Here is a 25551-nt window from a genome sequence, read left to right on the forward strand (position 1 = left end):
ACGTCGGCACCCATGCAAATGCGGGCCAACCCATTAGTGCGCTAAGCATTGCATAGGTATGCAACGACGCCGCCGGACAAGGAAAGGCGAAGGCAGATGACCAAGATATTGATCGGCGCGAACACCGTCGAGACGAAGGCGGAGGTCGCCGAAAACTGGGGCACCCCGGCGCTGATCGAGGATGCCGTGCGCCATGGCGAAGGCCTGCTCGCCAAGGACGGCCCGCTGGTCGTCGAAACCGGCAAGCACACCGGGCGCAGCGCCAAGGACAAGTTCATCGTCCAGGACGCCGAGACCGCCGACACGATCTGGTGGGGCAAGACCAATGTCCCGATGACCCCCGATCATTTCGCGGCCTTGAAGGCCGACTTCTTCGCGCACCTCGCCGAGCGCCCGCGCCTCTATCGCCAGCAGCTGTTCGGCGGCTCGCAGCCCGAGCATCGCGTTGCGGTCCAGGTCGTCACCGAATTCGCCTGGCACAGCCAGTTCATCCGCACGCTTCTCGTCCGCCCGACGGCCGAGGAGCTGGCGGCGTTCGCGAGCGAATATACGATCATCGACCTGCCGAGCTTCCGCGCCGATCCCGCGAAGCACGGCACGCGCACCGAAACCGTCGTCGCGGTCAATTTCACCGAAAAGCTGATCCTGATCGGCGGCACCGCTTATGCCGGCGAGATGAAGAAGTCGGTGTTCGGCATTCTCAACTATCTGCTCCCCGTCGATGGCGTGATGCCGATGCACTGTTCGGCGAACATCGGACCCAAGGGCGATACCGCGGTCTTCTTCGGCCTGTCGGGCACCGGCAAGACGACGCTCTCGGCCGATGCCTCGCGCACGCTGATCGGCGACGACGAGCATGGCTGGTCGGACACCGCGGTCTTCAACTTCGAGGGCGGCTGCTATGCGAAGATGATCCGCCTCTCGCCCGAGGCCGAGCCCGAGATTTTCGCGACGACGAAGCGCTTCGGCACCGTGCTCGAAAATGTCGTGATCGACGCGCAAACGCGCGAGCTCGATTTCGACGACAACAGCCTCGCCGAGAACAGCCGCGGTTCGTACCCGATCGATTTCATTCCGAACACGTCGGAGCATAATATGGGTCCGGTGCCCAAGACGGTGATCATGCTCACCGCCGACGCCTACGGCGTGCTGCCCCCGATCGCGAAGCTGACCCCCGATCAGGCGATGTATCATTTCCTCTCGGGCTATACCGCGCGCGTTGCGGGGACCGAGATCGGCGTGACCGAGCCCGAGGCGACCTTCTCGACCTGCTTCGGCGCGCCGTTCATGCCGCGTCACCCGTCGGTGTACGGCAATCTGCTCAAGGAGCGCATCGCCAAGGGCGGCGTCCAGTGCTGGCTCGTCAACACCGGCTGGACCGGCGGCATGGCGACGATGGACGGGATCAAGCGCATGCCGATCAAGGCGACGCGCGCGCTGCTCAACGCCGCGCTCGACGGCAGCCTCAATGACGCCGAATTCCGCAAGGACCCGAATTTCGGTTTCATGGTCCCCGTCGCGGTTCCGGGCGTCGACAGCGGCCTGCTCGATCCGCGCGAAGCGTGGGCCGACAAGGCGGCCTATGACCGCACGGCGCAGGTGCTCGTCGGACAATTCATCGACAATTTCGCGCAATTTGCGGACCATGTCGACGAAGGCGTCCGCCAGGCCGCACCGCAGGCCGCCGTCGCAGCATAATTGACCCGGATATCTTCCGGGTGGCAGATCACCCGGAAGGACCGGACCCATGACCACCGAATATAAACCGCGCCTGTTCGCGCGCGACGACGAAATCCGCATGCTCGGCGAGGGCCTGCTGGCGTGCGCGCTACCGCGCGAAGCGTGGACGCACGAGGCGCATCTCGGCGCGTGCCTCTGGCTGCTGACCGAGCGACCCGACGTCGATATCGATGCCGAGATCGCCACCATCATCCGCCGCTTCAACGAAAGCGTCGGCGGCGTGAACGACGACCATGGCGGCTATCACGATAGCATTACCCGCGCCTATGTCGCAGGCGTGCGCCTGTTCCTGTCGGAGACGGCGGAGACCGGGCTCGCGGCGCGCGTCAACGCGCTGCTACGCTCCGACGTGGGCCGCCGCGACTGGCCGCTGCGCTTTTACAGCCGTGAGCTGCTCTTCTCGGTCGCGGCGCGGCGCGCGTTCGTCGAACCCGATCTGGCGCCGCTGCCCTCCTAAAGCTTCATTCCGGGCGTCCAGCCGCTCTCCGCGAGGAAGGCGGCGGGATCGCGCATCTCGATAATCGCCTTGATCGCCGCGGCCTTGTCTGGGGTCCGGTCGTAGTAGCTTTTCGCCACGCGATAGCCGACCCAATAGCCAAGGTCGCCGGGCCATCCGTCGGTGCCTCGCTGGTTGTAGAGCCAGCGCGACCCCATCGCCTTGCCGTCCTTTTCGGCAAGAAAGGCCGTCTCCAGCTCCTTCTCGCGCCCCTTGGCCCATTGATGGAGCAGCGGATAGCCGACCGAACCCGACATCTGTTCGGCGACAAATTCGGCGGCGCCTTCGACGAGCGCGGCGCGCAGCACCGATTCTTCGCGATCCTCGATTTGCGCGATCGGCTGCTGCGCGTGGACATATTCATGCGCGATGACATGGACGAAGCGGTCCTCGTCGTCGGCTTCGATGAATTTTGCGGCGCACAGGGCTTCGAGGCCGATATAAAGCCCCTTCGCATTGGCGGTCCCCGCCGTCGTGGCGCGGCCGATGGCGATGGTGATCGGCGGGAATTTCGCCGCGGGATAAAGCCGGGCGAGGCGATCGGTCGCGGCGACGAGGCGGGTGCGAACATCGGGAAGCTTGGTCGCGCAACCGCGCGCGTCGTCAAAGACCTGGCGTTTGTCGCGCAGCGCGACAGCGAGCTTTTCGGGGGTGATCCGGCGCATCACCATGAATTCCGCCAGTCCCGGCGTGGGGGCGGCGAGATAGCGCGTCGCCACCACATCGGGCTGACTTGCGAGTGCGGGGTCATCATAAAGCGCGTAAAAGCGATCGATGTCGCTCGTCACGATGGCCACGCGCGCGCCGCCGTGCGGCGGGGCCGATTCGGATGCCTGCCCCGGAATCGCCGCGAGCAGCGCCACGCCGAACAGGCTTTGCATCATGCGCCGCACCGTCACGCCTTCTTCTCCGCCACATAGGCCGCGACATTTTGCGCCAGCACGTCGAGCGGGACATTGCCGCCCTCGACGACGACATTGTCGAAATCGCGGAGGTCATATTTTGCGCCGAGCGCCTTTTGCGCGAGCCCGCGCTGGCGGACGATCTCGCTATGCCCGACCTTGTAGCCGCACGCCTGTCCGGCCCAGCTGCAATAACGGTCGACCTCGCTCGCGACCTCGAGCGGGTTCGATCCATTCTCCTTGACGAAGAATTCGACTCCCTGCTCGCGCGTCCAGCGTTTCGCGTGGAGGCCGGTGTCGACGACGAGGCGGCAGGCGCGGAACGCCAGCGACTGGAGGTAGCCCAAACGCCCGACCTCGAAATCGTCATAAAGGCCAAGCTCATCGGCGAGCTGTTCGGCGTACAGCGCCCACCCTTCCGAATAGGCGTTGAACGCCAGCATCGTACGGATCAGCGGCATCTGGTTGGCATATTCGCCCTGCCACACATGGCCCGGAATCGCCTCGTGCATCGTGAGGTCGGGGAGAGAATATTTGCTGTGGAGCTCGGTGGTGCGCAGGTTGATCCAGAATTTGCCCGGAACGCTGCCATCGATCGACCCCGCGCCGCCATAGGCCGCGGGCGCGCCGGGTTCCTCGGCGAGCGGCAGGCGCTTCACCTCGACATTGCCCTTCACCAGCGTGCGGAAGGCGCGCGGCAACTCGGCGCGGATCTTGCCGAGCCAGGTCTGGATATAGGCGTGGATTTCGGCGCGGCCGGCATCATTGTCGGGGAATTTAAAGCGCGGGTCCTTGGCGAGCGCGTTCATCCGGTCGCCGACCGAGCCTTGGGTATAGCCGAGTTTCTTGAGGATCGGGTCCATGCGGCCGTGGAGTTCGGCGAGTTCTTCGCGGCCCATCGCGTGGATTTCGTCGGGCGTCATGCGCGTGGTCGTCGAGGCGCGGAGCCCCCACGCATACCATTCGTCGCCGCCCGGCCGTGCCCACATGCCCGCGTCCATCGTCGCCTTCGCGCGCTGCGCCTTCATCGCGGCGAGCTGGCGTTCAAGCGCCGCCGCGACGGGACCCTGGACGATCTTCGCCGAGCGCGCGCTCCAGTCGCCCGCGACCTTCGCCGCGCCGGTGCGGCGGACGAGGCTTTCGACCATCGAGCCGCCCGCCTTGGCATCGGCGAGGCTCGCCTCCATCTGCTTCACCGCCTTGTCGATCAGGAAGGCGGGGGCGACCAGCCCCTGTCCGCCCGCGGCCTTCAGCCGGTCGGTTTCGCCGTCGAGCGCGCCGGGAAAAGCATTGAGGCGCGACAGATAGGCTTCGGCGTCGGCGGCATTCTTCACCGGATGGTCGCTATCGAGGAATTTGGGGACGTCGAGATAGGCGCCGACATTCTGGATCACGACATAGGGCGTGTTGCGCCAGCCGCCGACCGCGACATCGCCATAGGGCAGGGCAAAACCGTCGAGCGCGACGCCATAGGCGCTTTCGACGACCGCAAGGCTGGTGCGCGTGCTGTGGTCGAGCCCGGCCTTGTCGAACGCGCGCACGCGCGCGAGGTCGGCCTTCAGCGTGTCGGCGACGGCTTTCTGTCCCGCGGCCGACCGGTCGCCGAGACGCCCGCGCATCGCGGCGCGCGCGCCGGTGTCGATGCCGAGCGAGGTCGCGCCTTCGGGCGACAGCGCGAGGAGATTGTCGGCGACCGAATCGAGCAGTTTCTGGGCGCCTGACTTCGGTGGCGACTGCAGCGCGGCTGCGGGGCCGACGAGAGCAAGTCCCGCGGTGCCCGCACCGAGCGTGGCGAGCGTCTGGCGGCGGCTGACGGGGGTGGAAAGCGGATTGGACACGGACGGCTCCCTGGCGACTTGTTTCTTGTGAAACCTGTCTAGGCGCGGGCGCGCGCGGGTCAACGAAAAGGGGCCGGGAAAGCCTCTGCCTTCCCGACCCCTCGTCGAAAATTATCGGCCGTCTATCAGTCGGTAAGGTCGGCGGGCACCTTGCCGCCGTTCGCCGCGAGCTCGCGCATCACCGCCTTGTGCAGCCAGATGTTCATTTCGGCGCTGCCGTCGAGCTCGCCGGTGTAGCCGAGTTCCTGCGCGAGTTCCTTGCGGTTGGCGAGACTCGAATCGATCCCGAGCAGCTTCATCAGGTCGACGATCGACGTGCGCCAGTTGAGATCCTGCCCGGCCTTGGCGGCCTCGGCGGTGAGGATCGCATCGACATCGACCGGCGCGGCGGCGGCCGCTGCCATGGCTTGCGTCGCGGCGTCGAGTGCGGAGCCGACGGGGTTGGGGGCTGCCGGGGCGGCGGGTTCTGCGGCGACGGCCTTCTTGCCGAAGATGGCGTCCTTGATCTTGCCGAAAATGCTCATTGTGTAGCTCCCACTAGAAAAGCGGCTCAACCCGGAAGAGGCGAGTCGAACAATCGCAAGCTAGGACTATGCATTTGAGAATGACAGTCAAAAGACCGACTCGTCCTTCGCCGGCGCGCTGCTATACTCATTCCAATCGGTGCGGTGTCCGATCTGCGCCGAAGCGGGAGTATGATGACATGAATCTCACCGATATTTTGGCGCAGGCCGGCGGCATCGAATCGATGGCGAACCAGCTGGGCATTCCGCCCGCGATGGCAAAACAGGGCGCCGACGCGCTGCTTCCCGCGATTCTCGGCGGGTTCAAGAAACAGGCGCAATCGGGCGGCGGCGTCGAAGGCCTCGGCGGGCTGCTCGGCCAGCTGGGCGGCGGCGGCCTACTCGACTCGGTGCTCGGACCGCAGACGACCCCGGTCGAACAGGGCAATGATGTGCTCGGCCAGATTTTCGGATCGAAGGATGTCAGCCGCACCGTCGCCGGACAGGCCGCGGCGCAGACCGGGATCGATTCGGGGATTCTCAAGCAGATGCTGCCGATGCTCGCGATGATGGCGGCAGGCTATATGGCGAAGCAGGGCGGGCAGGGCAGCGAGAGCGGCGGGCTTGGAGGCATGCTCGGCAATGTGCTCGGCGGCGCGATGGGCGGCGGTGCGGCGCCCGCGGCGGGCGGCCTCGGCGGTTTGGGCAAGATGCTCGACATGGACGGCGACGGCAATCCGCTCGACGACATCATGGGCATGGTCAACAAGATGCGTGGATAAGTGACGCCCCCTCCCGCAAGCGGGAGGGGAGCCTTCACGCCGCCATCAGGCGCAATTCCTCACGGAAATCCTCGTCCACCCCGATGCGGCTTCGCATCGGGGTGACGACAGCATCGGCATCGGCGTCGCCTTCTTCGAACAGCGCACACGCCGCCTCGCCGCCGCGCGCCAGGCTATAGCGCTGCGCGACCTGGCCGGTGGGCTTAAACCCGAGCTTGCGCAACACCGCACCCGACGCCGGATTGTCGAGGAAGTGGCCCGCCGACAGTTTCGGCAGGTTCATCGCGCGCGCGATATGGATGAGCTGGCGCCCCGCCTCGGTCGCGAATCCCAGGCCCCAATAGGGCCGCGCGATCCAGTAACCCATTTCGAGGTCGCCCTCGGGGCTCGGCGAAATGCCGCAGCCGCCGACGAGGCGCGGTGCGCCGCCGGTGCGGGCAAAGATCAGGAAACGCGGCTGGTCGGGATCGACGGGAAGGCTCAGGAACTTCTGGGCTTCTTCTTCGCCATAGGGCCAGGGTGCGGTCGCGAGATTGCGGACCACCGCTTCCTCGCCGATCGCCCGGGCGAGCGCCGGGGCGTCTTCCTGCCAGCCGGGCCGCAGCAACAGTCTTTCGGTACGCGCGAACATCTTTTCAAACTCCCAATGCCTGTCGCCTTGGCGCCAGATGGTGACGCTTTGACGACATTCGATATGGAGGGAGATGGATGGCCCCGTTTTCACGCCCGATCGTCACAAGTGACGGATTTTGGACAAGAAAAAAGGGAGTACGGGGGTGACCCGTCTCCCTCTTTTCGAACTTTGTTTCCGCTGGAGGCGGAAAGGACCGTTCCGGGTCATCCCTTGGTGGACGACCCTGGAAGATCGTCCTTATTCGGCGGCTTCCGCCATGGCGTCGACCGACACATATTTGCGGCCAAGCTTGCCATCGTGGAATCGGACTTGGCCGTCGGCGGTTGCGAACAGCGTGTGGTCCTTGCCCATGCCAACGTTGACACCCGGGTAAACCTTGGTGCCGCGCTGACGCACGATAATGTTGCCGCCGATCACTTCCTGACCGCCGAACTTCTTCACGCCAAGGCGGCGGCCGGCTGAGTCGCGACCGTTGCGCGAAGAACCGCCTGCTTTCTTATGTGCCATGACTGATGCTCCTTAATTCGTTCGTTCGAGAGGCCGAGCGGCGTTGCCGCGCTCAGGCTTCCTTCTTGGGGGCTGCCTTCTTGGCAGCGGGCTTCTTTTCGGCGGCGGCTTCAGCCTTGGGAGCAGCGGCCTTCTTGGGCGCGGCTTCCTTGGCGGGCGCAGCAGCCTTGGCTTCGGCGGCCGGAGCGGCCTCTGCCTTCGGAGCGGCTTCCTTCTTCGGCGCGGCCTTCTTGGCATCGCCGACGGCGAGGATGCGCAGCAGCGTCAGCGACTGGCGGTGACCGTTGCGGCGACGGTAGTTGTGCCGGCGGCGCTTCTTGAAGACGATGACCTTTTCGCCGCGCGTCTGGGCGATGATCTCGGCCGAAACGACGAGGCCGTCGGCGCTCTTCACTTCGCCGCCGTCACCGGCCAGCAGGATGTCGCCCAGCGACACGGTGTCGCCAGCTTCGCCGTCGATCTTTTCAACGGCGATCTTGTCTCCAGCGGCGACGCGATACTGCTTGCCGCCCGTGCGCACGATTGCGAACATGGTCTTCCATCCAATCAGAAACTAAAACACCCACGCTGCCAGTCACCCGCCAAAGCAGGCGATTTTTCCGGCATGCGGGAAAGTCAGCGCCACTAGCGAGCCAAGCCGTCGCTGTCAACCGCCAAATCCCGTGCTTTTCATCCAAAAGCGCGGGGCTGCACCGATTATCGCGCGCGCCGCCGATTCGGTGCTTGCTGCGCCGTCGGTGCGCCCATATCAGGGGCGGCGATGACGCGCGCCTTTCTTTTTGCTCCGCTGCTCCTGTCGCTGCCGGCTTGCGCCGCGACGCAGGCCAACGACGGGCCCTCGCTGGCGAAGCGCGCGGTAGAGGGGCGATTCGATGTCGCGCCCCCCGCGGTCGTCGTCGCGCCCCCGGGGCCGCTGCCCACCGACGTTGCCGGACGGCTTCAGCGCTGGGAATCGGATGGTGCCGCCGGCCAGCAGGCCTTCGCCGCCGAACGATCTGCGACCGCGTCGGCGGTTTCGGCGGCCGCGGGCGCGCCCGTCGCCAGCGAACGCTGGGTCGTCGCGCAACAGGCGATCTCGCGTCTCGCCGCAGCACGCGCGCCGCTCCCCGCGGCGCTCGCCGATATCGATCGCCTCTATGTCGAGCGCAGCGTCGACGAGCAGATCGACGGGCTTCCCGACATCTATGCACTGCGCGACCGGCTCGCCGATCTGGCCTCGACGCAGGATGCGGTGCTGGAAGCGTTAAGCGCGCAGTTGCCGGGGCAATAGGTTACACCGTCATCCCAGCGAAAGCTGGGATCTCTGGCGCCCATAAAGGACGATGGCGGTCCCAGCTTTCGCTGGGACGACGTTCGCGTGCTACTGATTCAATCCGTGCTTTTTCAGCGCGTGGCGAATCTGGTCGTAACTCAATCCCAGCGCCTCGGCCGCGACCTTCTGGTTGAAGCGGCAGCGCGCCATCGTGTCGGACAAAATCTGCTTTTCATAAGCGTCGACCGCCGCGCGCAGATCGCTGACCGGGCCGGAGGGCGGGGCGGCGGCGGTTTGCGCGGCGTCGTGCGCCGGCGCCGGGGCGGACGCCTCGGGCCGTGCGGGGACCTTGCGCGATACCGGCTGCCACGGGCTCGCAAAAGGGTCGAAGCTCAGCGCGTCGACGGGCTTTTCGGCGTCGGCCCAGCGATAGATCGCGCGCTCGATCACGTTCCTCAGTTCGCGGACATTGCCCGGCCAGTCGTGCCCCTCCATCGCCGCGAGCGCGCGCGGGCCGAAACCCGGCCATTCGTCCCAGCCGAGCACCGCCGCCATGCGCTGCCCGAAATATTCTGCGAGCACCTCGATGTCGCCTTCGCGCGCGCGCAGCGGGGGCAGGGTGATGACCTCGAACGACAGCCGATCGAGCAGGTCGGCGCGGAAACGATTATCCTCGGCGAGCGCGGGCAGATGCTCGTTGGTCGCCGCGACGATGCGCACGTCGACGCGGATCGGGCGCGACGATCCAACGCGCGTGACCTCGCCATATTCGACCGCGCGGAGCAGCCGCTCCTGCGCGCCCATCGACATCGTCGCGAGTTCGTCGAGGAACAAAGTGCCGCCGTCGGCCTCCTCGAACCGCCCCGCGCGGGTGCGCGTCGCGCCGGTGAAGGCGCCCGCCTCGTGCCCGAACAATTCGGACTCGATCAGCGTCTCGGGCATCGCGGCGCAGTTCATGATCACATAGGGGCGATCCCAGCGCGTCGACAGGCGGTGGAGGCGCTCGGCGATCAGTTCCTTGCCGGTGCCGCGCTCGCCGATCACCAGCACCGGGCGGTCGAGCGAGGCCGCGAGGCTCGCGCGTTCGACCGCGTCCTGAAACGCCGCCGATTGGCCGATAAATTGGGTCTCGCGTTCCATTCCCAATCATTGGCAAATTTTCCCGCTCATTGGCAAGTCAAATCGATTGGGGGTGCGATTCTGGCGTGAATTTCGGCGGTTTTCCGTGGGTGCGCGCAATTGGCACGCCCTATGCATTGTTTCAGACGAACCGGCGCAGATCGCACCGGTGCAGCGAAAACTACAGGGAAGGTTGATCCATGAAAACGATGTTTGCCCAGGCCGCCACTTTCGCGCTCAGCGCGGTCGGAGCGCTTGCCATCCTCGTCGGTGTGATCGACCAGCCCCAGGTTGCCGCCAGCGTCACCGGCACCCCCGCCGGCCCGCTGGTTGCCGCTGTCATGTCCCCGGCGGTCAGCGCTTTGGCCTGACCGGCACTGGTGCCGGGGCACTCTCCCCCCTTGCCCCGCCCCGGCACCAGCTTTTTTCCAACGACACCCAAAAAAATACCGGGTCTCAAGATTTTCGACAGGAGTTTCAAAATGGGTATTTTTTCACGAACCCGCGACATCATCGCCGCCAATGTCACCGACCTGCTTGACCGGGCCGAAGACCCCGAAAAGATGATCCGCCAGATCATCTTCGAGATGAACGAAACGCTCGTCGAAGTTCGCGCCTCCGCCGCCCGCACGATCGCGGACCAGAAGGAAATGCGCCGCCACATCGCCAAGCTCGAAAGCCTGCAGGACAGCTGGAAGGAAAAGGCCGAACTCGCGCTGTCGAAGGACCGCGAAGACCTCGCCACCGCCGCGCTTGTCGAAAAACAGAAGGCCGGCGACATGGCCGAGAAGCTCAAGGCCGAGATCGCCGTCCTCGACGACGCGCTGACCGGTTACGAGGCCGACATCGCCAAGCTGCAGAAGAAGCTTTCGGAAGCCCGCGCGCGCCAGTCGAGCGTCGTCAACCGCCTTGAAAGCGCCGAGAATCGCTACAAGCTGCGCGAGATGACCAACGGCGACCGGGTCGAAGACGCCTTCTCGCGCTTCGAGATCCTCGAACGCCGCGTCGACGAAGCCGAAGGCCGCGCCGATGCGCTCAGCCTCGGTTACAAGAAGTCGCTCGACGAAGAGATCGCCGAACTGCAGGCCGCCGATAAGGTTGCCGACGAACTCGCCGCGCTGAAGGCCGCGCAGGGCAAGCAGTAAGGAGCCGGACCGATGGAAGAGATCATCATCGTCCCGATCGTCATCGGAACCCTCTTCCTCGGTCTGCCCTGGCTGATCCTCCACTACATCACGAAGTGGAAACAGGCCAAGACGCTGACCGGAGAAGACGAACAGCTGCTCGACGAACTCTATGATACCGCACGGCGGCTCGAAAACCGCCTGCACACCGTCGAACGCATCATCAGCGCCGACCATCCCGACTTCCGCCCCGCGGTACGCAGCGATGAAGAGCTGGCGCAACTCGAAAACCATACGAACCGGAGGAACTGAGATGTCTGCCAGCCGCACAAAATTCTACCTCGACAAACAGAACGCCAAATGGAGCGGCGTGTGCTCGGGAATCGCGGACTATAGCGGGATCGACGTCCTCTGGGTTCGCGTCGGCGCGGTCCTCCTGACCCTGATGGGCGGCTTCCCCTGGACGCTGATCGCTTACTGGATGGTCGCCTGGATGGGCACGCCGAAACCGTTCGCGCTCTATGGTTCGACCGAGGAAGCGAAATTCTGGCAGGGTGTGCGTAGCAACCCGACCGCATCGACCCGCGACATCAAGTCGCGCTTCCGCGACATCGACCGCCGGCTTGCCGACATCGAGCAATATTACACCAGCCACAACCGCCGCCTTGCCGACGAGATCGACGCACTGCGCTGAGCGAACTGGGGCAAACAGGGAGGAAGATACATGAATTTCGGTGGCACCACTTTTGTCCTCGCCATCATCGCATTGTCGATCGGCGGCTGGATGTTCACCACCTGGATCCGCGCCAAGCACGGCTATCCCGTTGAGAATGAATGGGGCGGCACGGTTCATCGAACCGACCCCGACGCTGATCGAAAAATCGCCCTGCTGACCGATGACAACGCCAAGCTGGCGGGGCAGGTCAGCCGGCTGGAAGAGCGGATTTCGGTGCTCGAACGCATCGCGACCGAAAATAATGGTCAGGCGGCGGAGCTCGCCAGCCAGATCGACCGCCTGCGCTGAGAGGATAGAAGCAATGGAACTCGACCTTCTGAACGCCATCGCCCCCGTGGTCGCCGTTGTCGGCCTGGCCGGGGTCGCAGGCTGGGTCTTCACCACCTGGCTCCGCGTCAAGAACGGCTATCCGCTCGAAAACAGCTGGGGCAAGGCGGTTTACCCCAAGACCAGCGACGAGGCGATGGAACGCGTCAAGCTGATCAGCCAGGAAAATGCCCAGCTGCGCGCCGAACTCGGTTCGGTGAAGGATCGCCTCGCGGTGATCGAGCGCATCGTCACCGACGAGAGCCACCGGCTGAGCCACGAGATCGAAGCGCTGCGGCGCCCCTCGAACTAAGCGCCGAACTGAGAGGAACGAACATGGAAGTCATCTTCATTCTCGCCATCGTCGTCGGACTGCCCGTCACCTTGGCCATCGGCTATGCCGCTTATGAGCGGACCTTGAAATTCAAGGAAAAGCAGTTCCAGGCGATCACGCACGAAACCGCCGAAAAGGCCGCGCAATATGCGGCGCAAACCGAACGGCTGGAGGCGCGCGTCCGCGTTCTCGAGCGCATCGTTACCGACAAGGGAATTGATGTCGCCGACGAGATCGAAAAACTGCGCGACGCCCCGCTGAACTAAAAAACAAAGATATACGGAAAGGAACCTCCCCATGGGCCCGTTTGAAATGGTTGTCGGCATCGTCCTGATCGTGACCATCGGCAGCATTATTCGCGCCAAGCACGGCATCCGCCGCGATCACAAGGGCGGCGAATATTTCGTCGCCACCGACAATGGCGAGACCAAGGCGCTGCAAGCCGAAATCCGCGCGCTCAAAGAGCGGATCCAGGTGCTCGAACGCATCGCCACCGATCACAACCGCGCGGTCACGCTCGATCAGGAAATCGAGAAATTGCGCGACAACAGCAAAATCTGAATGCCGGAAAAGGAGCAACGCTCATGGCTTTCATCACCCCCGACCTTACCGCTGCGGCCATCGCGCTCACCGCGCTGAGCATCGTCAGCCTGGTCGCGCTGCGCGGCTGGCGCGACTGGATCCAGCTCAAGCGCGACGAACTCGCCGCGGGCCACCACGCGCCGCTGGCGCAGGATCCGGGCGTCCCGCACGCGGGGTCGCGGATCGAGATCGCCGACCTCAAGGAACGGCTGCGCAAGCTCGAAGCCATCGCGGCGGGGGTCGACCTCTAATCACGCCAACCCGCGCGGCACCGGCCCGCTCCCCTGTCAGTCGCCATCCGTCCGGCGGCTGACAGGGGAGCGGGCCGATGTCGTTTCAGGGCTCTTTCAACTTGGCGCCATCTATGCGAGTGGCGCGGCCATGCGCAGCCTGACCGACATCTTCGACGAATATGATTTTCTCGACGGCGACGATCGCTATCGTCTGCTGATCGACCTCGGCCGGACGCTCGAGCCGATGCCCGACGCGCTCAAGACCGACGCGACAATGGTGCGCGGTTGTTCGGCCAGCGTCTGGGTCTATCCCGTGCCGCGCGACGATGGCCAGCTCCATTTCCTCGCCGACAGCAACGCCGCGATCACCAAGGGGATCGTCGCGCTCGTGCTTTCGGCGGTGCAGGACAAACCCGCGGCCGAAGTCGCCGACATGGACGTCGCGGCGGCGCTCGCCCCCTTCGACCTCACGCGCCAGCTGTCGTCGAACCGGACGCAGGGCGTCCCCAACATGATCGCGCTGGTGCAGGCCACCGCGCGGCGGATTGCCGCGGGCTGATTTTCCGGCGCCGTGCGGCGCGGCCTTCGCATTCGCTGACCCAAAGAAAAAGGGCGCGGGAGTTGCCTCCCACGCCCCTTTCTGTGTCCGTCCCTACGCTTAGAAAGCGACGGTGATCGTGCCGCTGATCGTGCGCGGCGCGCCGATCTGGACGTTCGGAACCGAACCCGGCGCGCCGAGGAAGGTGCCGGCGCCGAGGACGTTGCCCTGGTTCAGGCCCGACGTGTACTTGCCGACATAAAGCGTGTCGAACAGGTTGTAGACGTTGAGCTGGAAGAAGGTCTTGTCGCCCAGACCCGCCCATTCGAGGCCCAGGCGGGCGTCGAGGTTGACCAGCCAATAGGCGTTGGTCTGGGCCGGATAGAGGACCGTCGGCGCGGCGGCGGTGCCGCCCATGACCGGCAGGTTCGTGTCATAGATGTACCGGCCGCTCGAACGCTTGGCGGTGATGCCGAGTTCGACCGGGCCCAGCGTGCCGCGGGCCGAACCGCCGAAGGTATACTTCGGAGCGCCCGATTCGCGGTTGCCGGCGGTCGCGACGAAGATCGGCTGGCCGACCGTGGTGCAGCCTGCCAGATTGCCGGTGACCTGCGCCTGGGTGCATTCGCCGGCCTGGATGTCGTCCTTGATCTTCGACTTCATCCACGAACCGAAGACATAGAGCGACACTTCGGGGATCGGCGAATAGGCGACGCTGCCGTCGATACCATATTTGTCGACGCGGCCGAGGTTGCGATAGACGTTGCGATCGGTGTCGGGATCATAGGCCGAGGCCAGGCGATCGTTATACTTGGTGAACCAGCCCGAAACCTGCGCCTGGATCTGGCTCGACCGGTAACGAACGCCCAGGTCGAAGTTATCCGACGTTTCGGGGTTCGGCTTGGCCGACGGCGTGTTCGGCGCGAAGAAGAAGGAGTTGTACAGCGAGTCGGTGCCCGGAACCTGCAGACCCTTCGAATAGTTGGCGAACACCGAGGTGCGGGTGCCGAACTTGTACACCAGGCCGACGTTCGGCAGGATGTCGTCATACTTCAGCACGCGCTGCTGCGGACCCTGAACCGTCGGGTTGGCGGCCTGATAGGGGACGCTCTGTGCTTCGCTGAGGCAGTCGAGGTTGCCCGATTCGTTGGTCGTGAAGCAATAGTTGTTCAGGTCGCGCTTGAAGAAAGGCGCACGGATACCGAGCGTGGTGACGAGGTTGCCGTCGAGGAACTCGCCGCGATATTCACCCGAAACCTGCGTCAGGATGGCGTAGGACAGGCGGTTACGCTTCTGCACGGCGACGCCGTTGGCGTCGAACAGCGGATCGTTGACGGGGAACACGTCGAAGGGTTCGCCGTTGAACTGAACCGGCATCAGTTCGCCGGTCTGACGGTGACGCGCACGGTCATAGGTGAAGCCGGCGCGGACCGTGTGGCCTTCGGCGATGTCCCAGCGCAGGTTGGCGATCACGCCATAACGGTGCGTCTGCGTCTGGCTTGGCGCCAGCAGCGTCACACCGGCGAAGGGGACGTTGGTCGCCGACGCGGTCGAGCTGCATGCCTGGCCGGCGGTGCCGCCGGTGCGGCAGGTGTCGAGCACATCGCCGTCGCCGTTGAGGTCACGGCCGAAATAATAGTTGCCGCCGATGAAGCCGGTGTAGTTGACGCCGCCGATCGTACGGAAGCCTTCGCGGCCGGTGACGGTGCCGCCGCCGTTCGCCTTCACATATTGATAGCTGGGGTCGATGGTCAGGACGACGCCTTCGGCCAGCGTGAACTTCGACGAACCGCGGATGTTGCCGGTGTTCGACGGGTTGTAACGACGGTCGAATTCGGTGCCGCAGGTGTTGGTCACGTCCTGCGCGCCGGCGCTCGGTGCGTCGGTCTGGCACGGATAGTTGATGTTATATTCGCGCTCGTCGTTGTTGAACGGGAAGCGGTTGCCCGAACCCGAACCGACGACGCGGTTGGCGTCGAGGCGCAGCGGCACCGAGCCGAAGAAGTTGGTGCGGTTCTCGTTATAATGGCCGGCAACCGACACGAAGTCGCCGTCGCTGCCGATCGGCTGATAGAGACGCGCGTTGAACTGCTTCTTGCGGACGCGGCCATAGTTGTTGAACGGGTTGTCGTTCGAGGTCGACGAGGCCGAGAGGAAGGCGCGCGTGCCGAACGGCGTGAAAGCGCCGGTGTTGACGAGGCCGAAGAGGCGGAAGAATTTGAACTCGCCCGCCGAACCCGACACCCGGACGCCGAAATCTTCGGTCGGAACGATGGTGCGATAGTTGACCGTCGAACCCGAGGCCGCGGCGGTCGGGCTGTCGACGTCGGTCGAGCCGAGGTTGACGTTGACCTGTTCGATCAGCTCGGGATCGAGCTGCTGGTTCGAATAGACGGCATAGTTGCCCGAATCGTTGAGCGGCACGCCGTCGAAGGTCAGGCTGATGCGGTCTTCCGAGAAACCACGGATCGTCAGCTGGCCGCCCGACGAGCCATAGGCGTCGTTGTTGGTGAAGTTGACGCCCGGGATCAGGTTGATCGTGTCGAGGATCGTCTGGCCGGGGTTCTGGCGCGAGATGATTTCCTGGTTCAGGACCGACTTGGCCTTCGACGTGTCGGGCGATGCGATGCCGGCGACGTCGGTCGAGGACGAACCGGTGACGACGATTTCCTCGTCGAAATCGACCGAGCCGGTCGACTGGGCGAAGGCGGGCGTGGAAAGCAGCGCGACCGGAATCAGCGCAACGCTGGCAGCGAGCGTGTGACGGAATTTCATTACTGGATGTCCCCTATGGTGGTACGTTCGGCAGGCGCCCGAATGGGGCGCGCCTGACCTGCGAGCGCCCCTGAAGCCCGCATGTGGCACGATTGTGACAGCAATTGTGACAGTGCAAGCGGGGAGGGGCGCGCGGTTCACAGGAGGGTGAAAAAAGCGCGAATTTCCGTCATGCGCCCGGAATTATCCACAGGCGCCAGTGCGTTTTTTCCTAAAACTGTTGCTGCAATGCAACATAAAAGGGCGCCCCGAAGGGCGCCCCATGTGCGACTCAGGCGGCGTCGCCCGCGGCTTCCTTCGCCTTGTCGGCATAGACGCGCACCGGATCCTTGCGGCCTTCGACGACATCCTTGTCGACGACGATCTCGACCACGTCGGTGAGGTCGGGCAGGTCGAACATCGTGTCGAGCAGGATCGCCTCGACGATCGAGCGCAGCCCGCGCGCGCCGGTCTTGCGTTCGATCGCCTTCTTGGCGACCGCGATCAGCGCATCGTCGGTAAAGGTCAGCACGACCTCCTCGAGATCGAAGAGCTTGCGATACTGCTTTACCAGCGCGTTCTTGGGCTCGCCCAAAATCTTGACCAGCGCGTCGATGTCGAGATCCTCGAGCGTCGCGATGACCGGCAGGCGGCCGACGAATTCGGGGATCAGGCCGAACTTCAGCAGATCCTCGGGCTCGATATTTTTCAGCACTTCGCCCATGCGGCGCTCGTCGGGGCCCGCGACATGCGCGCCGAAACCGATCGACTTGCCTTGCAGGCGGTCGCCGATGATCTTTTCGAGGCCGCTGAACGCGCCGCCCGCGATGAACAGGATGTTCGTCGTGTCGACCTGCAGGAATTCCTGCTGCGGATGCTTGCGCCCGCCCTGCGGCGGAACGCTCGCGGTCGTGCCTTCCATCAGCTTGAGCAAAGCCTGCTGCACGCCTTCGCCCGACACGTCGCGCGTGATCGAGGGATTCTCGGCCTTGCGCGAGATTTTATCGATTTCGTCGATATAGACGATGCCGCGCTGCGCCTTTTCGACATTATAGTCGGACGACTGCAGCAGCTTGAGGATGATATTCTCGACATCCTCGCCGACATAGCCGGCTTCGGTCAGCGTCGTCGCATCGGCCATCGTGAAGGGCACGTCGAGGAAGCGCGCGAGCGTCTGCGCGAGCAAAGTCTTGCCGCTGCCCGTCGGGCCGACGAGCAGGATGTTCGACTTCGCGAGTTCGACGTCGTCGCCGCGGCCGCTGTTCGCGAGGCGCTTGTAGTGATTGTGCACCGCGACCGACAGCACGCGCTTGGCGGTGTTCTGGCCGATGACATAGGCGTCGAGATGCTGGCAGATTTCCAGCGGCGTCGGCACCGCGCCATCCTTGCGCGCGGCGATCCCGCCCTTGATCTCTTCGCGGATGATGTCGTTGCACAGCTCGACGCATTCGTCGCAGATGAACACGGTCGGCCCGGCAATCAGCTTGCGGACTTCGTGCTGCGACTTGCCGCAGAAGGAGCAGTAAAGGGTGCTCTTGCTGTCCGAGCCACTCAATTTCGTCATAAAACTTCCTATGGCGGGCCCAAAAGGGGCGCTGCCGTCTTTATCCTAGTCCCCGGTCACCCAATTACAATATGGCAATTGGGTGACACGGGTTCAATGTCCTGCCTAGCGCCAAGGCGCCAAGCGGACGTCAAGAAACGCGGTTACCGGTGTGTTGCCAGCCTGACGATCAGGGCGTCGGGCCTTCGCTCACATCCTTCGGCGCGTCGTCGCCGGGCAGGCCCGGACGGCGGTCGAACACCTGGTCGACCAGGCCGAATGCCTTCGCCTCGTCGGCCTCCAGGAACGTGTCGCGGTCCATCGCTTTTTCGATCTCTTTCAGCGGCTTGCCGGTGTATTTCACATACAGGTCGTTCATCCGCTTGCGGATGCGCAGGATTTCGCGCGCCTGGATTTCGATGTCCGACGCCATGCCGCGCGCGCCGCCCGAGGGCTGGTGGATCATCACGCGGGCATTCGACAGCGCGACGCGCATGCCGGGCTCGCCCGCGGCGAGCAGGAAGCTGCCCATCGACGCCGCCTGGCCGATGCACACCGTGCCGACGCGCGGGCGGATGTACTGCATCGTGTCGTGGATCGCCATGCCCGCCGTGACGACTCCGCCGGGCGAGTTGATGTACATATAGATGTCCTTCTTCGGATTCTCCGATTCGAGGAACAACAGCTGGGCGACGATCAGCGAGGCCATCTGGTCCTCGACCTCGCCGGTGACGAAGACGATCCGTTCGCGCAGCAGGCGCGAGAAAATGTCGAAGCTGCGTTCGCCGCGGCTCGTCTGCTCGACGACAACGGGAACAAGGGCTGCGAGCGGGTCGATCATTGGGAATTCGTCCTTATGTTATCGGGATGCCGCGCCGGAGAATCCGGCGGGCTGCCCCTCCATGATCCTACATCGTCGCCAAGCGGAGGTCTTTCAAGGGGGCAAAAAGAAGGGGCGGGAAAGTCCCGCCCCGTCCGGATTATCTGGTTTCGCCTCAGTCGCCCTCGCCGGGTTCGGGCGAGAAGAGCGTCTCGAACTTGTTCTCGACGCCCTTGAATTCGTCGGCGTCGGCGGGGGTTTCCTTCTTGACCGTGATGTTCGGCCATTCGGCGCTGAACTTGCTGTTCACTTCGAGCCACTTTTCCAAGCCGCTCTCGGTGTCGGGCAGGATCGCCTCGGCCGGGCATTCGGGTTCGCACACGCCGCAGTCGATGCATTCGTTCGGATTGATGACGAGCATATTCTCGCCCTCATAGAAACAGTCGACGGGGCACACCTCGACACAGTCCATATATTTGCACCGGACGCAGGCATCGGTGACGACATAGGTCATGGGCTTTCGGCTCCCTCAGATGACGGCAATCGGGCCGTCAGGCTCTCCATATGGGCTCGCCTCTATGCCGCGTGAAGGCGGTGCGTCAACGCTAAGCGACAGTTGCGAATCACTCTCACTGAATAGGACGATCGGGATGCGGCGGGTGCAAAGCATTTCCATCGGCGCCGATAGCCGATTGTTCGGGCGGCAACGCCCCGGGATCAAGCCGCTGATAACAGGCTTGCGCCTCGGGTGCGGGGCCACGGCGCAAGGGAAGCGAAAGCAGGCGGATCACCTCGATCCGCTCGCCGACCGGCAGAACGAGCGTCGACCCGGCGTGGACCGCGCACGACGAACGCGTGATGCGCCGCCCGTCGAGCCTGATATGCCCCGCCTCGACCATCGCCTGCGCGATGCTGCGCGAACGGGCGAGGCGCAGGAACCACAGCAGCTTGTCCAGCCTGATGCTTCCTGCGGCGCCCGGGCTTGCCATCAGTCTTTGCGTGCGTCCGCAAGGAGTGCGGCGAGGCCGGCGAAGGGGCTGTTCGGCGACGGGCCGCGACGGGGCTGCCGCTCGGGGCGGTCAGGGCGCGGCGGGCGTGGGGCGTCGACGCGGGGCTTGTCGGGCTTGCCGCGCTTGCCTTTCGCCTGGTGCGTCGGCGGGCGCCTTGTTTCGCCGTTCCCGGCGCGTGGCGGCGCATCGACACTCTTGCGCCGCGGATGCGGTTTGCGGCGCGGGCGCTTTTCGGCCGCCTTGCGCAGCCCCAACCAGCGCCAGCGCTGCAGCGCGGGTTCGCCAATGCTGCGGAAACCGAAGCTGCCGAGCAGCGCGCGGCGCGTCTCCTCGTCGAGCCCGAGCGAGGTCGCGAGCGCGGGGTCGATGATAAAGCCGGGCGGCGGCGCGGCGCTGACCCCCTCATGCTCGTCACTCGCATGATCGTCATGATGATCGTCGCGGCCGGCGAGCGGCGCGGTCGGCGGTGCCGACGCCTGCATCCGCGCGGCATGCGCCTGGCGCGCGAGCTTTTCGGCCATGTCGATGCGCAGCCAGCCCGACGAACAGCGGCGGAACCCCGCGATGACCAGCCCCGCATGACTGCCCGCCTTTTGCAGCACCGCGCCGTGCGGCGGCAGCGCGGGAACCGGCGCGCCCTGCTGTGCCGCCATCAGCGCCGCGCGCCAGCGCACCGCCTCGGGCTTGAGCAGCAGCGGGTGGAAGAGGTCGAGCGAGCCGATGGTGAAGCCGAGCTTGCGCAGCTGCGGACGCTCCTCGGGGGTGAGGGCATTGAGCTGATCCTCGACCGCAGCACGCCCGATCGTTCCGCTATTGTCGGTGAGCGCCGCGAGCAGCGCGCGCACGCGCGGCGGGGTGAACAGGTCGCCCGCCGCCTCGCCCATCGCGGCGAGCGGCCCGGCATGACGCGCGAGTTGCGCGGCGACGAAGCGCTGGAGCCGTTCGGAAATCGCCTGCACCTGATGCGGTTCGAGCCGCCGCAGCGACGGGTCGACCTGGATCGCCGGCTGGACGAGCGTCGGCCCGCGCGCAAGCGTCGCGATCGCGTGGCCATGCCAGGCGAGGCGCGGCGCGGTCCCCGGTTCGGCGATCAGCGACAAGGCGCTGTCGTCGCCCTCGGCGAGCGCGGTCGCGCGGCGCGCGAGTTCGGCGCGCAGATGCTTTTCGGCCGCCGCGAGCAGCATGCGGTGGTCGCTCGCCTTGGCGACCGGATCGACCTTGAACTGGAATCCTTTCAGCGTGCCGATCGCCTCGCCGTCGACCGCGACGGTGCCGTCGACGCCGACCGCGACGGGCAGCGCGGCATTGCGCTGCCCCGCGTCGCGCAGTAGCAGCGCCAGCCGCCGGTCGACGAAACGCTGTGCGAGCGCGGCGTGCAGCGCATCGGACAGACGCGATTCGAGCGCCTGCGTCTGCTCGGTCCACCCCGCCGCGCCCGCGATCCAGTCGCCGCGCTGCGCGATGAAGCAGAGCGTGCGCACCGCGGCGATGCGGCTCGCGAGCTGGTCGATATCGCCCTCGACATCATTGAGCCGCGCGAGGCGGCGCGCGAACCAGTCGGGGTCGATCATCCCGTCGCCGCTCGTGCGCCATTGCCACAGCTTGAACACCGTGCGGCTATGGTGTTCGGCGCCCAATTGTTCGAAGTCGGGGAGGCCGCAGACGTCCCACAGGCGCTGCACCGCGTCGAAATCGCCGCCGCGTGCACGCACTTCCATGTCGCCCGCCAGATGCTTGAGCACCGCGATGTCGACCGCCTCGGGCGCGGCACGCAGCATCGGCTGGTCCGGCGGCTGCGCGAGGTCGGACAAAAGCTGGTCGAGCGAGCCGAAGCCCGGGGTCGGGTTGCGCCAGAACAGGCTCGCGAGCGGCGGGAAATGATGCCCCTCGATCGCGTGGATTTCTTCGGGGGTGAAGCCGCCCTGCGGCAGGCCGACGGTGCCAAAGCCGCCGTCCTGCTGGTGGCGCCCGGCGCGCCCCGCGATCTGCGCCATTTCCGAAACCGTCAGGCGGCGGAGGCGCCGCCCGTCGAATTTCTGCAAGGAAGCGAAGGCGACATGCTGGACGTCGAGGTTGAGCCCCATGCCGATCGCGTCGGTCGCGACGAGATAGTCGACCTCGCCCGCCTCGAACATCGCGACCTGCGCATTGCGCGTCTTGGGGCTGAGTGCCCCCATCACGACCGCGGCGCCGCCCGAAAAGCGGCGCAGCATTTCGGCGATCGCATAGACTTCCTCGGCCGAGAAGGCGACGATCGCCGAGCGTTTGGGCAGGCGCGAGAGCTTCGACGACCCGGCGTAGCTCAAGGTCGAAAAGCGCGGCCGGGTGATGATCTCGGCCTCGGGCACCAGCCCCTTGACCAGCCCGCGGATGCTCGCCGAGCCGAGGATCATCGTTTCCTCGCGCCCGCGCGCGCGCAGCAGCCGGTCGGTGAAGACATGCCCGCGCTCGGGATCGGCGCCAAGCTGCGCCTCGTCGATCCCGACAAAGGCGACATCGCGCTCGACCGGCAGCGCTTCCATCGTGCCGAGCAGGTAGCGCGCATCGGGCGGCAGGATTCGCTCCTCGCCGGTGACGAGTCCCACCTGCGCTGGCCCCTTGATCGCAACGACGCGGTCGTAAACTTCGCGCGCCAGCAAGCGCAGCGGAAAGCCGATCATGCCGCTCGAATGGGCCGTCAGGCGCTCGACCGCCAAATGGGTTTTGCCGGTGTTGGTGGGGCCAAGGACAGCCTTGACCGGCTGGGAGGAGGATGACGTCATTTTCTTGGCCGCCAAGCTGGCATGCGCAAGGTCCGCGCGCAACAGCCGATCTTCGAAAGGAAGGGTAGAGGCCGATTTTTTCCACACTGTTGCATAATATCCCGGCCCCGCCACGCCTTGCCGCAACGCGCCGTGGCAAATCCGCCATTAAATTGACTTTAACGACCTTTCTTTACAGACAATGCCTCGAAAACATCATTCGGCAGCCGGGGATATGCGAGGCTGGCCGAGCGGGGGTCCGAAATTTGTTTCAGCGTCACGAACCCATCGCGGGGATGTCCGGCAACGCGGCCGCCCTCACGATGTCGCAAGCGATCCCGCTGCGGCGTGCCGATTCCGATGCCGAACCGCAGCTCGGCTGGCGCGACCGGCTCGCGCAGCTCGACCTCGTTCCCGACCTGGGCGATAATATCGGTTCGGGCGAATGGTGGCGCGGTCTTGCGACATTAACCCTGCTCTGCGGAACCGCGATCGCGACCTTCCCGGGCATCCAGCCGCTTCAAGTCGGCGGAACCCCCGCGCTCGACGCCGCCGATTTCAACGAAGCGCGCGCGCAGATGATCGTGCCGCTCGCATTCGGCGGGGACACCGGACGCCACATGGCGGCGACCGACGCGGTGCGCCCGCTGACGCAAACCCCCGAACGGCCGCAAATCGAACTTACCGCGACGCTCGGCAGCGGCGACGGCTTCGCGCGCCTGCTCGAACGCTCGGGCGTCGGCAGCAGCGAAGCACAGGCGCTGGCGAAGCAGGTGTCGGGCGCGGTGCCGCTCGCCGACATCGCGCCGGGCACGCGCATCGACCTGATCCTCGGCCGCCGCGCTGCGCGCACGATGCCGCGCCCGGTCGAGGCGCTCGCGATGCGCGCGCGCTTTGACCTGCGCATCGAAATGGAGCGGCAGGGCGGCCAGCTCGTCATGCGCCGCATCCCGATCGCGGTCGACGCGACCCCGCTGCGCATTCGTGGAAGGGTGGGCGACAGCCTCTACCGTTCGGCGCGCGCCGCCGGCGCGCCGCCGCAGGCGATCCAGTCGTATCTGCGCGTTGTCGGCAAACAGATTTCGGTCGGCAGCGACATTCGCGCCGGCGACGAGTTCGACATCATCGTCGATTACCGCCGCGCCGAAACGGGCGAGACCGAGACGGGCAAATTGCTCTACGCCGGGCTGATCCGCGGCGGAAAATCGAAACTCTCGATGCTCGAATGGAATGTCGACGGCCGGACCCAATGGTTCGAGGCGTCGGGCGTCGGCGAACAGCGCGGCGGCATGGCGCGGCCGACGAATGGCCGCGTGACCTCGACCTTCGGCATGCGCCGTCACCCGATCCTCGGCTACAAGCGCATGCACAGCGGCATGGACTTCGGCGGCGGCTATGGCGCGCCGATCTATGCGGTCACCGACGGCGTCGTGACAATCGCCGGGCGCCACGGCGGTTACGGCAATTTCGTCAAGCTCAACCACGGCAACGGCCTCGGCACCGGATATGGCCATATGAGCCGCATCGCGGTGCGCTCGGGCCAGCGCGTGCGTCGCGGTCAGGTGATCGGCTATATCGGCTCGACCGGCCTCTCGACCGGCCCGCACCTCCATTACGAGCTGTATCGCAACGGCCGCGCGGTGAACCCGTCGTCGGTGACCTTCGTCACCCGCGCGTTGCTCGAGGGCAAGGCGCTCGCCGACTTCCGCGCCCGCATCCGGTCGCTGACCTCGATCGCGCCGGGCGCCGCGCTGACCCCGATCGCGCCGAAACAGGTCGAGGGGCCGAAACTCGGCAGCCTCGCCGATGTCGCGTCGAAACGCGCCGAGGGCGGAATCTGACAACATCACCCCTCCACTTTAGGGGGGAGGGGCAGCGAGACTTGCGAACTTGTTCGCTAGTCGCAGCGGGGTGGGCAACGACGCCTCGCGCTCGGCCCACCCCGTTGCGGCTAGCCGGTAAATCGGCAAGCCTCACTGCCCCTCCCGCAGGCGGGAGGGGATGATTTCGCCCCAATATCCATTTGCCCCACGGCCAAGCGCGGCTATGCACCCCGCATGACCCAAGCCGCTTTCCCCGACCTGCGCCTGCGCCGCACCCGCCGCACCGGCTGGAGCCGCGCGATGGTGCGCGAAACCCAGCTTTCGCCCTCCAACCTGATCTGGCCGCTCTTCGTCTGCGACGGATCGGGCAGCGAAGAACCGATATCGAGCCTGCCCGGCGTATCGCGCTGGTCGGTCGATTTGCTCGTCGAACGCGCGAAGGATGCGGTCGCGGCGGGCATCCCGTGCCTCGCGCTCTTTCCCTATACGCAGCCCGACCGGCGCAGCGCCGATGGCGGCGAAGCGCTCAATCCCGACAATCTGATGTGCCGCGCCACGGCCGCGATCAAACAGGCGCTCGGCGACGACATCGGCGTCCTCACCGACGTCGCGCTCGACCCCTATACCAGCCACGGGCAGGATGGGCTGATCGACGATGCGGGCTATGTGCTCAACGACGAAACGGTCGAGGTGCTCGTCGGGCAGGCGCTCAACCAGGCGCGCGCGGGCGCCGACATCATCGCGCCAAGCGACATGATGGACGGCCGCATCGGCGCGATCCGGCAGGCGCTCGAGGCCGAGGGTTTCGGCCATGTCCAGATCATGAGCTACGCCGCCAAATATGCCTCGGCCTTTTATGGCCCGTTCCGCGACGCGGTTGGCTCGCGCGGGCTGCTCAAGGGCGACAAGAAAACCTATCAGATGGACCCCGCGAACAGCGAGGAAGCGCTGCGCGAGGTGGCACAGGATCTCGCCGAGGGTGCCGACAGCGTGATGGTCAAGCCCGGGCTGCCCTATCTCGACATCGTCCGCGCGGTGAAGGACAATTTTGCCGTGCCCGTCTACGCCTACCAGGTGTCGGGCGAATATGCGATGATCGAGGCCGCGGCGGCGGCGGGCGCGGGCGACCGCGATGCGCTCGTCCTCGAAACTTTGCTCGCCTTCCGCCGCGCGGGGGCGTCGGGGGTGCTCAGCTATCACGCGCTGCACGCGGCACGGCTGCTTGGCGCCTGAC

29 protein-coding genes are annotated in these 25551 nt (G+C 65.6%); 16 read left to right on the forward strand and 13 right to left on the reverse strand.

Annotated features, from left to right (window positions below; all coding sequences use genetic code 11):
- The first annotated feature begins 96 nt into the window (after nucleotides 1-96).
- Nucleotides 97-1698, forward strand: coding sequence for a phosphoenolpyruvate carboxykinase (locus FG91_RS06995; RefSeq protein WP_037513599.1), 1602 nt, complete (start codon nucleotides 97-99; stop codon nucleotides 1696-1698).
- Between the two features lie 49 nt (nucleotides 1699-1747).
- Nucleotides 1748-2197, forward strand: coding sequence for a hypothetical protein (locus tag FG91_RS07000; RefSeq protein ID WP_052187378.1), 450 nt, complete (start codon nucleotides 1748-1750; stop codon nucleotides 2195-2197).
- Here the strand turns inward: FG91_RS07000 and FG91_RS07005 are convergent.
- The 3 genes from FG91_RS07005 to FG91_RS07015 form a co-directional block, all read right to left on the reverse strand.
- Nucleotides 2194-3120 carry a DUF2268 domain-containing putative Zn-dependent protease gene (locus tag FG91_RS07005; protein ID WP_235211973.1) on the reverse strand — a complete coding sequence of 309 codons (927 nt, stop codon included), beginning with the start codon at nucleotides 3118-3120 and terminating at the stop codon, nucleotides 2194-2196. The two genes, FG91_RS07000 and FG91_RS07005, sit on opposite strands and share 4 nt — an antisense overlap.
- 11 nt (nucleotides 3121-3131) lie before the next feature.
- A complete protein-coding gene (locus FG91_RS07010) occupies nucleotides 3132-4976 on the reverse strand; it encodes a DUF885 domain-containing protein (RefSeq protein ID WP_037513600.1) in 1845 nt (614 codons plus the stop codon).
- Between the two features lie 125 nt (nucleotides 4977-5101).
- Nucleotides 5102-5500 (reverse strand): DUF3597 domain-containing protein, encoded by a 399-nt coding sequence (locus tag FG91_RS07015; RefSeq protein WP_037513601.1) that lies wholly within the window; start codon nucleotides 5498-5500, stop codon nucleotides 5102-5104.
- A 179-nt stretch (nucleotides 5501-5679) separates the two neighbouring features.
- Between FG91_RS07015 and FG91_RS07020 the strand changes: the two genes are divergently transcribed.
- Entirely contained in the window at nucleotides 5680-6261 is a 582-nt protein-coding gene (locus FG91_RS07020) for a DUF937 domain-containing protein (RefSeq protein WP_037513602.1), read from the forward strand.
- A gap of 34 nt (nucleotides 6262-6295) precedes the next feature.
- Here FG91_RS07020 and FG91_RS07025 read toward each other — a convergent pair whose 3' ends face one another.
- From FG91_RS07025 to rplU, 3 genes are all read right to left on the reverse strand, one after another.
- Nucleotides 6296-6892 (reverse strand): GNAT family N-acetyltransferase, encoded by a 597-nt coding sequence (locus FG91_RS07025; protein WP_037513603.1) that lies wholly within the window; start codon nucleotides 6890-6892, stop codon nucleotides 6296-6298.
- A 240-nt stretch (nucleotides 6893-7132) separates the two neighbouring features.
- Nucleotides 7133-7402, reverse strand: coding sequence for a 50S ribosomal protein L27 (gene rpmA, locus FG91_RS07030; RefSeq protein WP_037513604.1), 270 nt, complete (start codon nucleotides 7400-7402; stop codon nucleotides 7133-7135).
- Between the two features lie 52 nt (nucleotides 7403-7454).
- Nucleotides 7455-7934 (reverse strand): 50S ribosomal protein L21, encoded by a 480-nt coding sequence (rplU, locus tag FG91_RS07035; protein ID WP_037513605.1) that lies wholly within the window; start codon nucleotides 7932-7934, stop codon nucleotides 7455-7457.
- Between the two features lie 228 nt (nucleotides 7935-8162).
- Here rplU and FG91_RS07040 point away from each other — a divergent pair, with 228 nt between their 5' ends.
- On the forward strand, nucleotides 8163-8672 hold the full coding sequence (locus tag FG91_RS07040) for a hypothetical protein (protein WP_037513606.1): 510 nt from the start codon (nucleotides 8163-8165) through the stop codon (nucleotides 8670-8672).
- A 90-nt stretch (nucleotides 8673-8762) separates the two neighbouring features.
- Here the strand turns inward: FG91_RS07040 and pspF are convergent, their stop codons facing one another.
- Complete coding sequence (pspF, locus tag FG91_RS07045; protein WP_037513607.1) at nucleotides 8763-9794, reverse strand: phage shock protein operon transcriptional activator; 1032 nt, start codon at nucleotides 9792-9794, stop codon at nucleotides 8763-8765.
- 179 nt (nucleotides 9795-9973) lie between these two features.
- On the opposite strand from pspF, the gene FG91_RS21985 reads away from it, so the two are divergent.
- The 10 genes from FG91_RS21985 (at nucleotide 9974) to FG91_RS07090 (ending at nucleotide 13647) form a co-directional block, all read left to right on the forward strand.
- Nucleotides 9974-10144: a hypothetical protein gene (locus tag FG91_RS21985; protein WP_156419602.1), complete on the forward strand. Its 171-nt coding sequence runs from the start codon at nucleotides 9974-9976 to the stop codon at nucleotides 10142-10144.
- A gap of 111 nt (nucleotides 10145-10255) precedes the next feature.
- The gene (gene pspA, locus FG91_RS07050; RefSeq protein ID WP_037513608.1) at nucleotides 10256-10918 is read left to right on the forward strand and encodes a phage shock protein PspA; all 663 of its coding nucleotides are present in this window, start codon (nucleotides 10256-10258) and stop codon (nucleotides 10916-10918) included.
- A gap of 12 nt (nucleotides 10919-10930) precedes the next feature.
- Nucleotides 10931-11209, forward strand: coding sequence for an envelope stress response membrane protein PspB (pspB, locus tag FG91_RS07055; protein ID WP_037513609.1), 279 nt, complete (start codon nucleotides 10931-10933; stop codon nucleotides 11207-11209).
- A 1-nt stretch (nucleotide 11210) separates the two neighbouring features.
- Nucleotides 11211-11591 (forward strand): envelope stress response membrane protein PspC, encoded by a 381-nt coding sequence (gene pspC, locus FG91_RS07060; RefSeq protein ID WP_037513610.1) that lies wholly within the window; start codon nucleotides 11211-11213, stop codon nucleotides 11589-11591.
- 30 nt (nucleotides 11592-11621) lie between these two features.
- Nucleotides 11622-11921: a hypothetical protein gene (locus FG91_RS07065; protein WP_037513611.1), complete on the forward strand. Its 300-nt coding sequence runs from the start codon at nucleotides 11622-11624 to the stop codon at nucleotides 11919-11921.
- Nucleotides 11922-11934: 13 nt separating this feature from the next.
- Complete coding sequence (locus FG91_RS07070) at nucleotides 11935-12252, forward strand: hypothetical protein (RefSeq protein WP_037513612.1); 318 nt, start codon at nucleotides 11935-11937, stop codon at nucleotides 12250-12252.
- A gap of 23 nt (nucleotides 12253-12275) precedes the next feature.
- Nucleotides 12276-12539: a hypothetical protein gene (locus FG91_RS07075; RefSeq protein ID WP_037513613.1), complete on the forward strand. Its 264-nt coding sequence runs from the start codon at nucleotides 12276-12278 to the stop codon at nucleotides 12537-12539.
- A 31-nt stretch (nucleotides 12540-12570) separates the two neighbouring features.
- Nucleotides 12571-12834, forward strand: coding sequence for a hypothetical protein (locus tag FG91_RS07080; protein WP_037513614.1), 264 nt, complete (start codon nucleotides 12571-12573; stop codon nucleotides 12832-12834).
- A gap of 23 nt (nucleotides 12835-12857) precedes the next feature.
- On the forward strand, nucleotides 12858-13106 hold the full coding sequence (locus tag FG91_RS07085) for a hypothetical protein (protein WP_037513615.1): 249 nt from the start codon (nucleotides 12858-12860) through the stop codon (nucleotides 13104-13106).
- 130 nt (nucleotides 13107-13236) lie between these two features.
- Nucleotides 13237-13647, forward strand: a complete 411-nt coding sequence (locus FG91_RS07090) for a SufE family protein (RefSeq protein ID WP_037513616.1) — start codon at nucleotides 13237-13239, stop codon at nucleotides 13645-13647.
- A 99-nt stretch (nucleotides 13648-13746) separates the two neighbouring features.
- On the opposite strand, the gene FG91_RS07095 is transcribed toward FG91_RS07090, so the two are convergent.
- The 6 genes from FG91_RS07095 to FG91_RS07120 all read right to left on the reverse strand — a co-directional run bounded on the left by FG91_RS07095 (nucleotide 13747) and on the right by FG91_RS07120 (nucleotide 22515).
- Nucleotides 13747-16401 (reverse strand): TonB-dependent receptor, encoded by a 2655-nt coding sequence (locus FG91_RS07095; RefSeq protein WP_037513617.1) that lies wholly within the window; start codon nucleotides 16399-16401, stop codon nucleotides 13747-13749.
- A 271-nt stretch (nucleotides 16402-16672) separates the two neighbouring features.
- Entirely contained in the window at nucleotides 16673-17944 is a 1272-nt protein-coding gene (clpX, locus tag FG91_RS07100; protein ID WP_037513618.1) for an ATP-dependent Clp protease ATP-binding subunit ClpX, read from the reverse strand.
- Nucleotides 17945-18113: 169 nt separating this feature from the next.
- Nucleotides 18114-18764: an ATP-dependent Clp endopeptidase proteolytic subunit ClpP gene (clpP, locus tag FG91_RS07105; RefSeq protein ID WP_037513619.1), complete on the reverse strand. Its 651-nt coding sequence runs from the start codon at nucleotides 18762-18764 to the stop codon at nucleotides 18114-18116.
- Nucleotides 18765-18918: 154 nt separating this feature from the next.
- On the reverse strand, nucleotides 18919-19257 hold the full coding sequence (gene fdxA / locus FG91_RS07110) for a ferredoxin FdxA (protein WP_037513620.1): 339 nt from the start codon (nucleotides 19255-19257) through the stop codon (nucleotides 18919-18921).
- A gap of 115 nt (nucleotides 19258-19372) precedes the next feature.
- Nucleotides 19373-19732 carry an RNA-binding S4 domain-containing protein gene (locus tag FG91_RS07115; protein ID WP_037513621.1) on the reverse strand — a complete coding sequence of 120 codons (360 nt, stop codon included), beginning with the start codon at nucleotides 19730-19732 and terminating at the stop codon, nucleotides 19373-19375.
- Nucleotides 19732-22515, reverse strand: coding sequence for a helicase-related protein (locus FG91_RS07120; protein WP_037513735.1), 2784 nt, complete (start codon nucleotides 22513-22515; stop codon nucleotides 19732-19734). Before FG91_RS07120 ends, FG91_RS07115 begins: the two co-directional genes overlap by 1 nt.
- A gap of 302 nt (nucleotides 22516-22817) precedes the next feature.
- On the opposite strand from FG91_RS07120, the gene FG91_RS07125 reads away from it, so the two are divergent.
- Nucleotides 22818-24335, forward strand: a complete 1518-nt coding sequence (locus tag FG91_RS07125; RefSeq protein WP_235211970.1) for a M23 family metallopeptidase — start codon at nucleotides 22818-22820, stop codon at nucleotides 24333-24335.
- Nucleotides 24336-24551: 216 nt separating this feature from the next.
- A complete protein-coding gene (gene hemB, locus FG91_RS07130; RefSeq protein ID WP_037513623.1) occupies nucleotides 24552-25550 on the forward strand; it encodes a porphobilinogen synthase in 999 nt (332 codons plus the stop codon).
- The last annotated feature ends 1 nt before the right edge of the window (nucleotide 25551 follow it).

Origin of the sequence: Sphingopyxis sp. LC81 (genome assembly GCF_000756375.1) — a bacterium.
Taxonomy (GTDB): Bacteria; Pseudomonadota; Alphaproteobacteria; order Sphingomonadales; family Sphingomonadaceae; genus Sphingopyxis.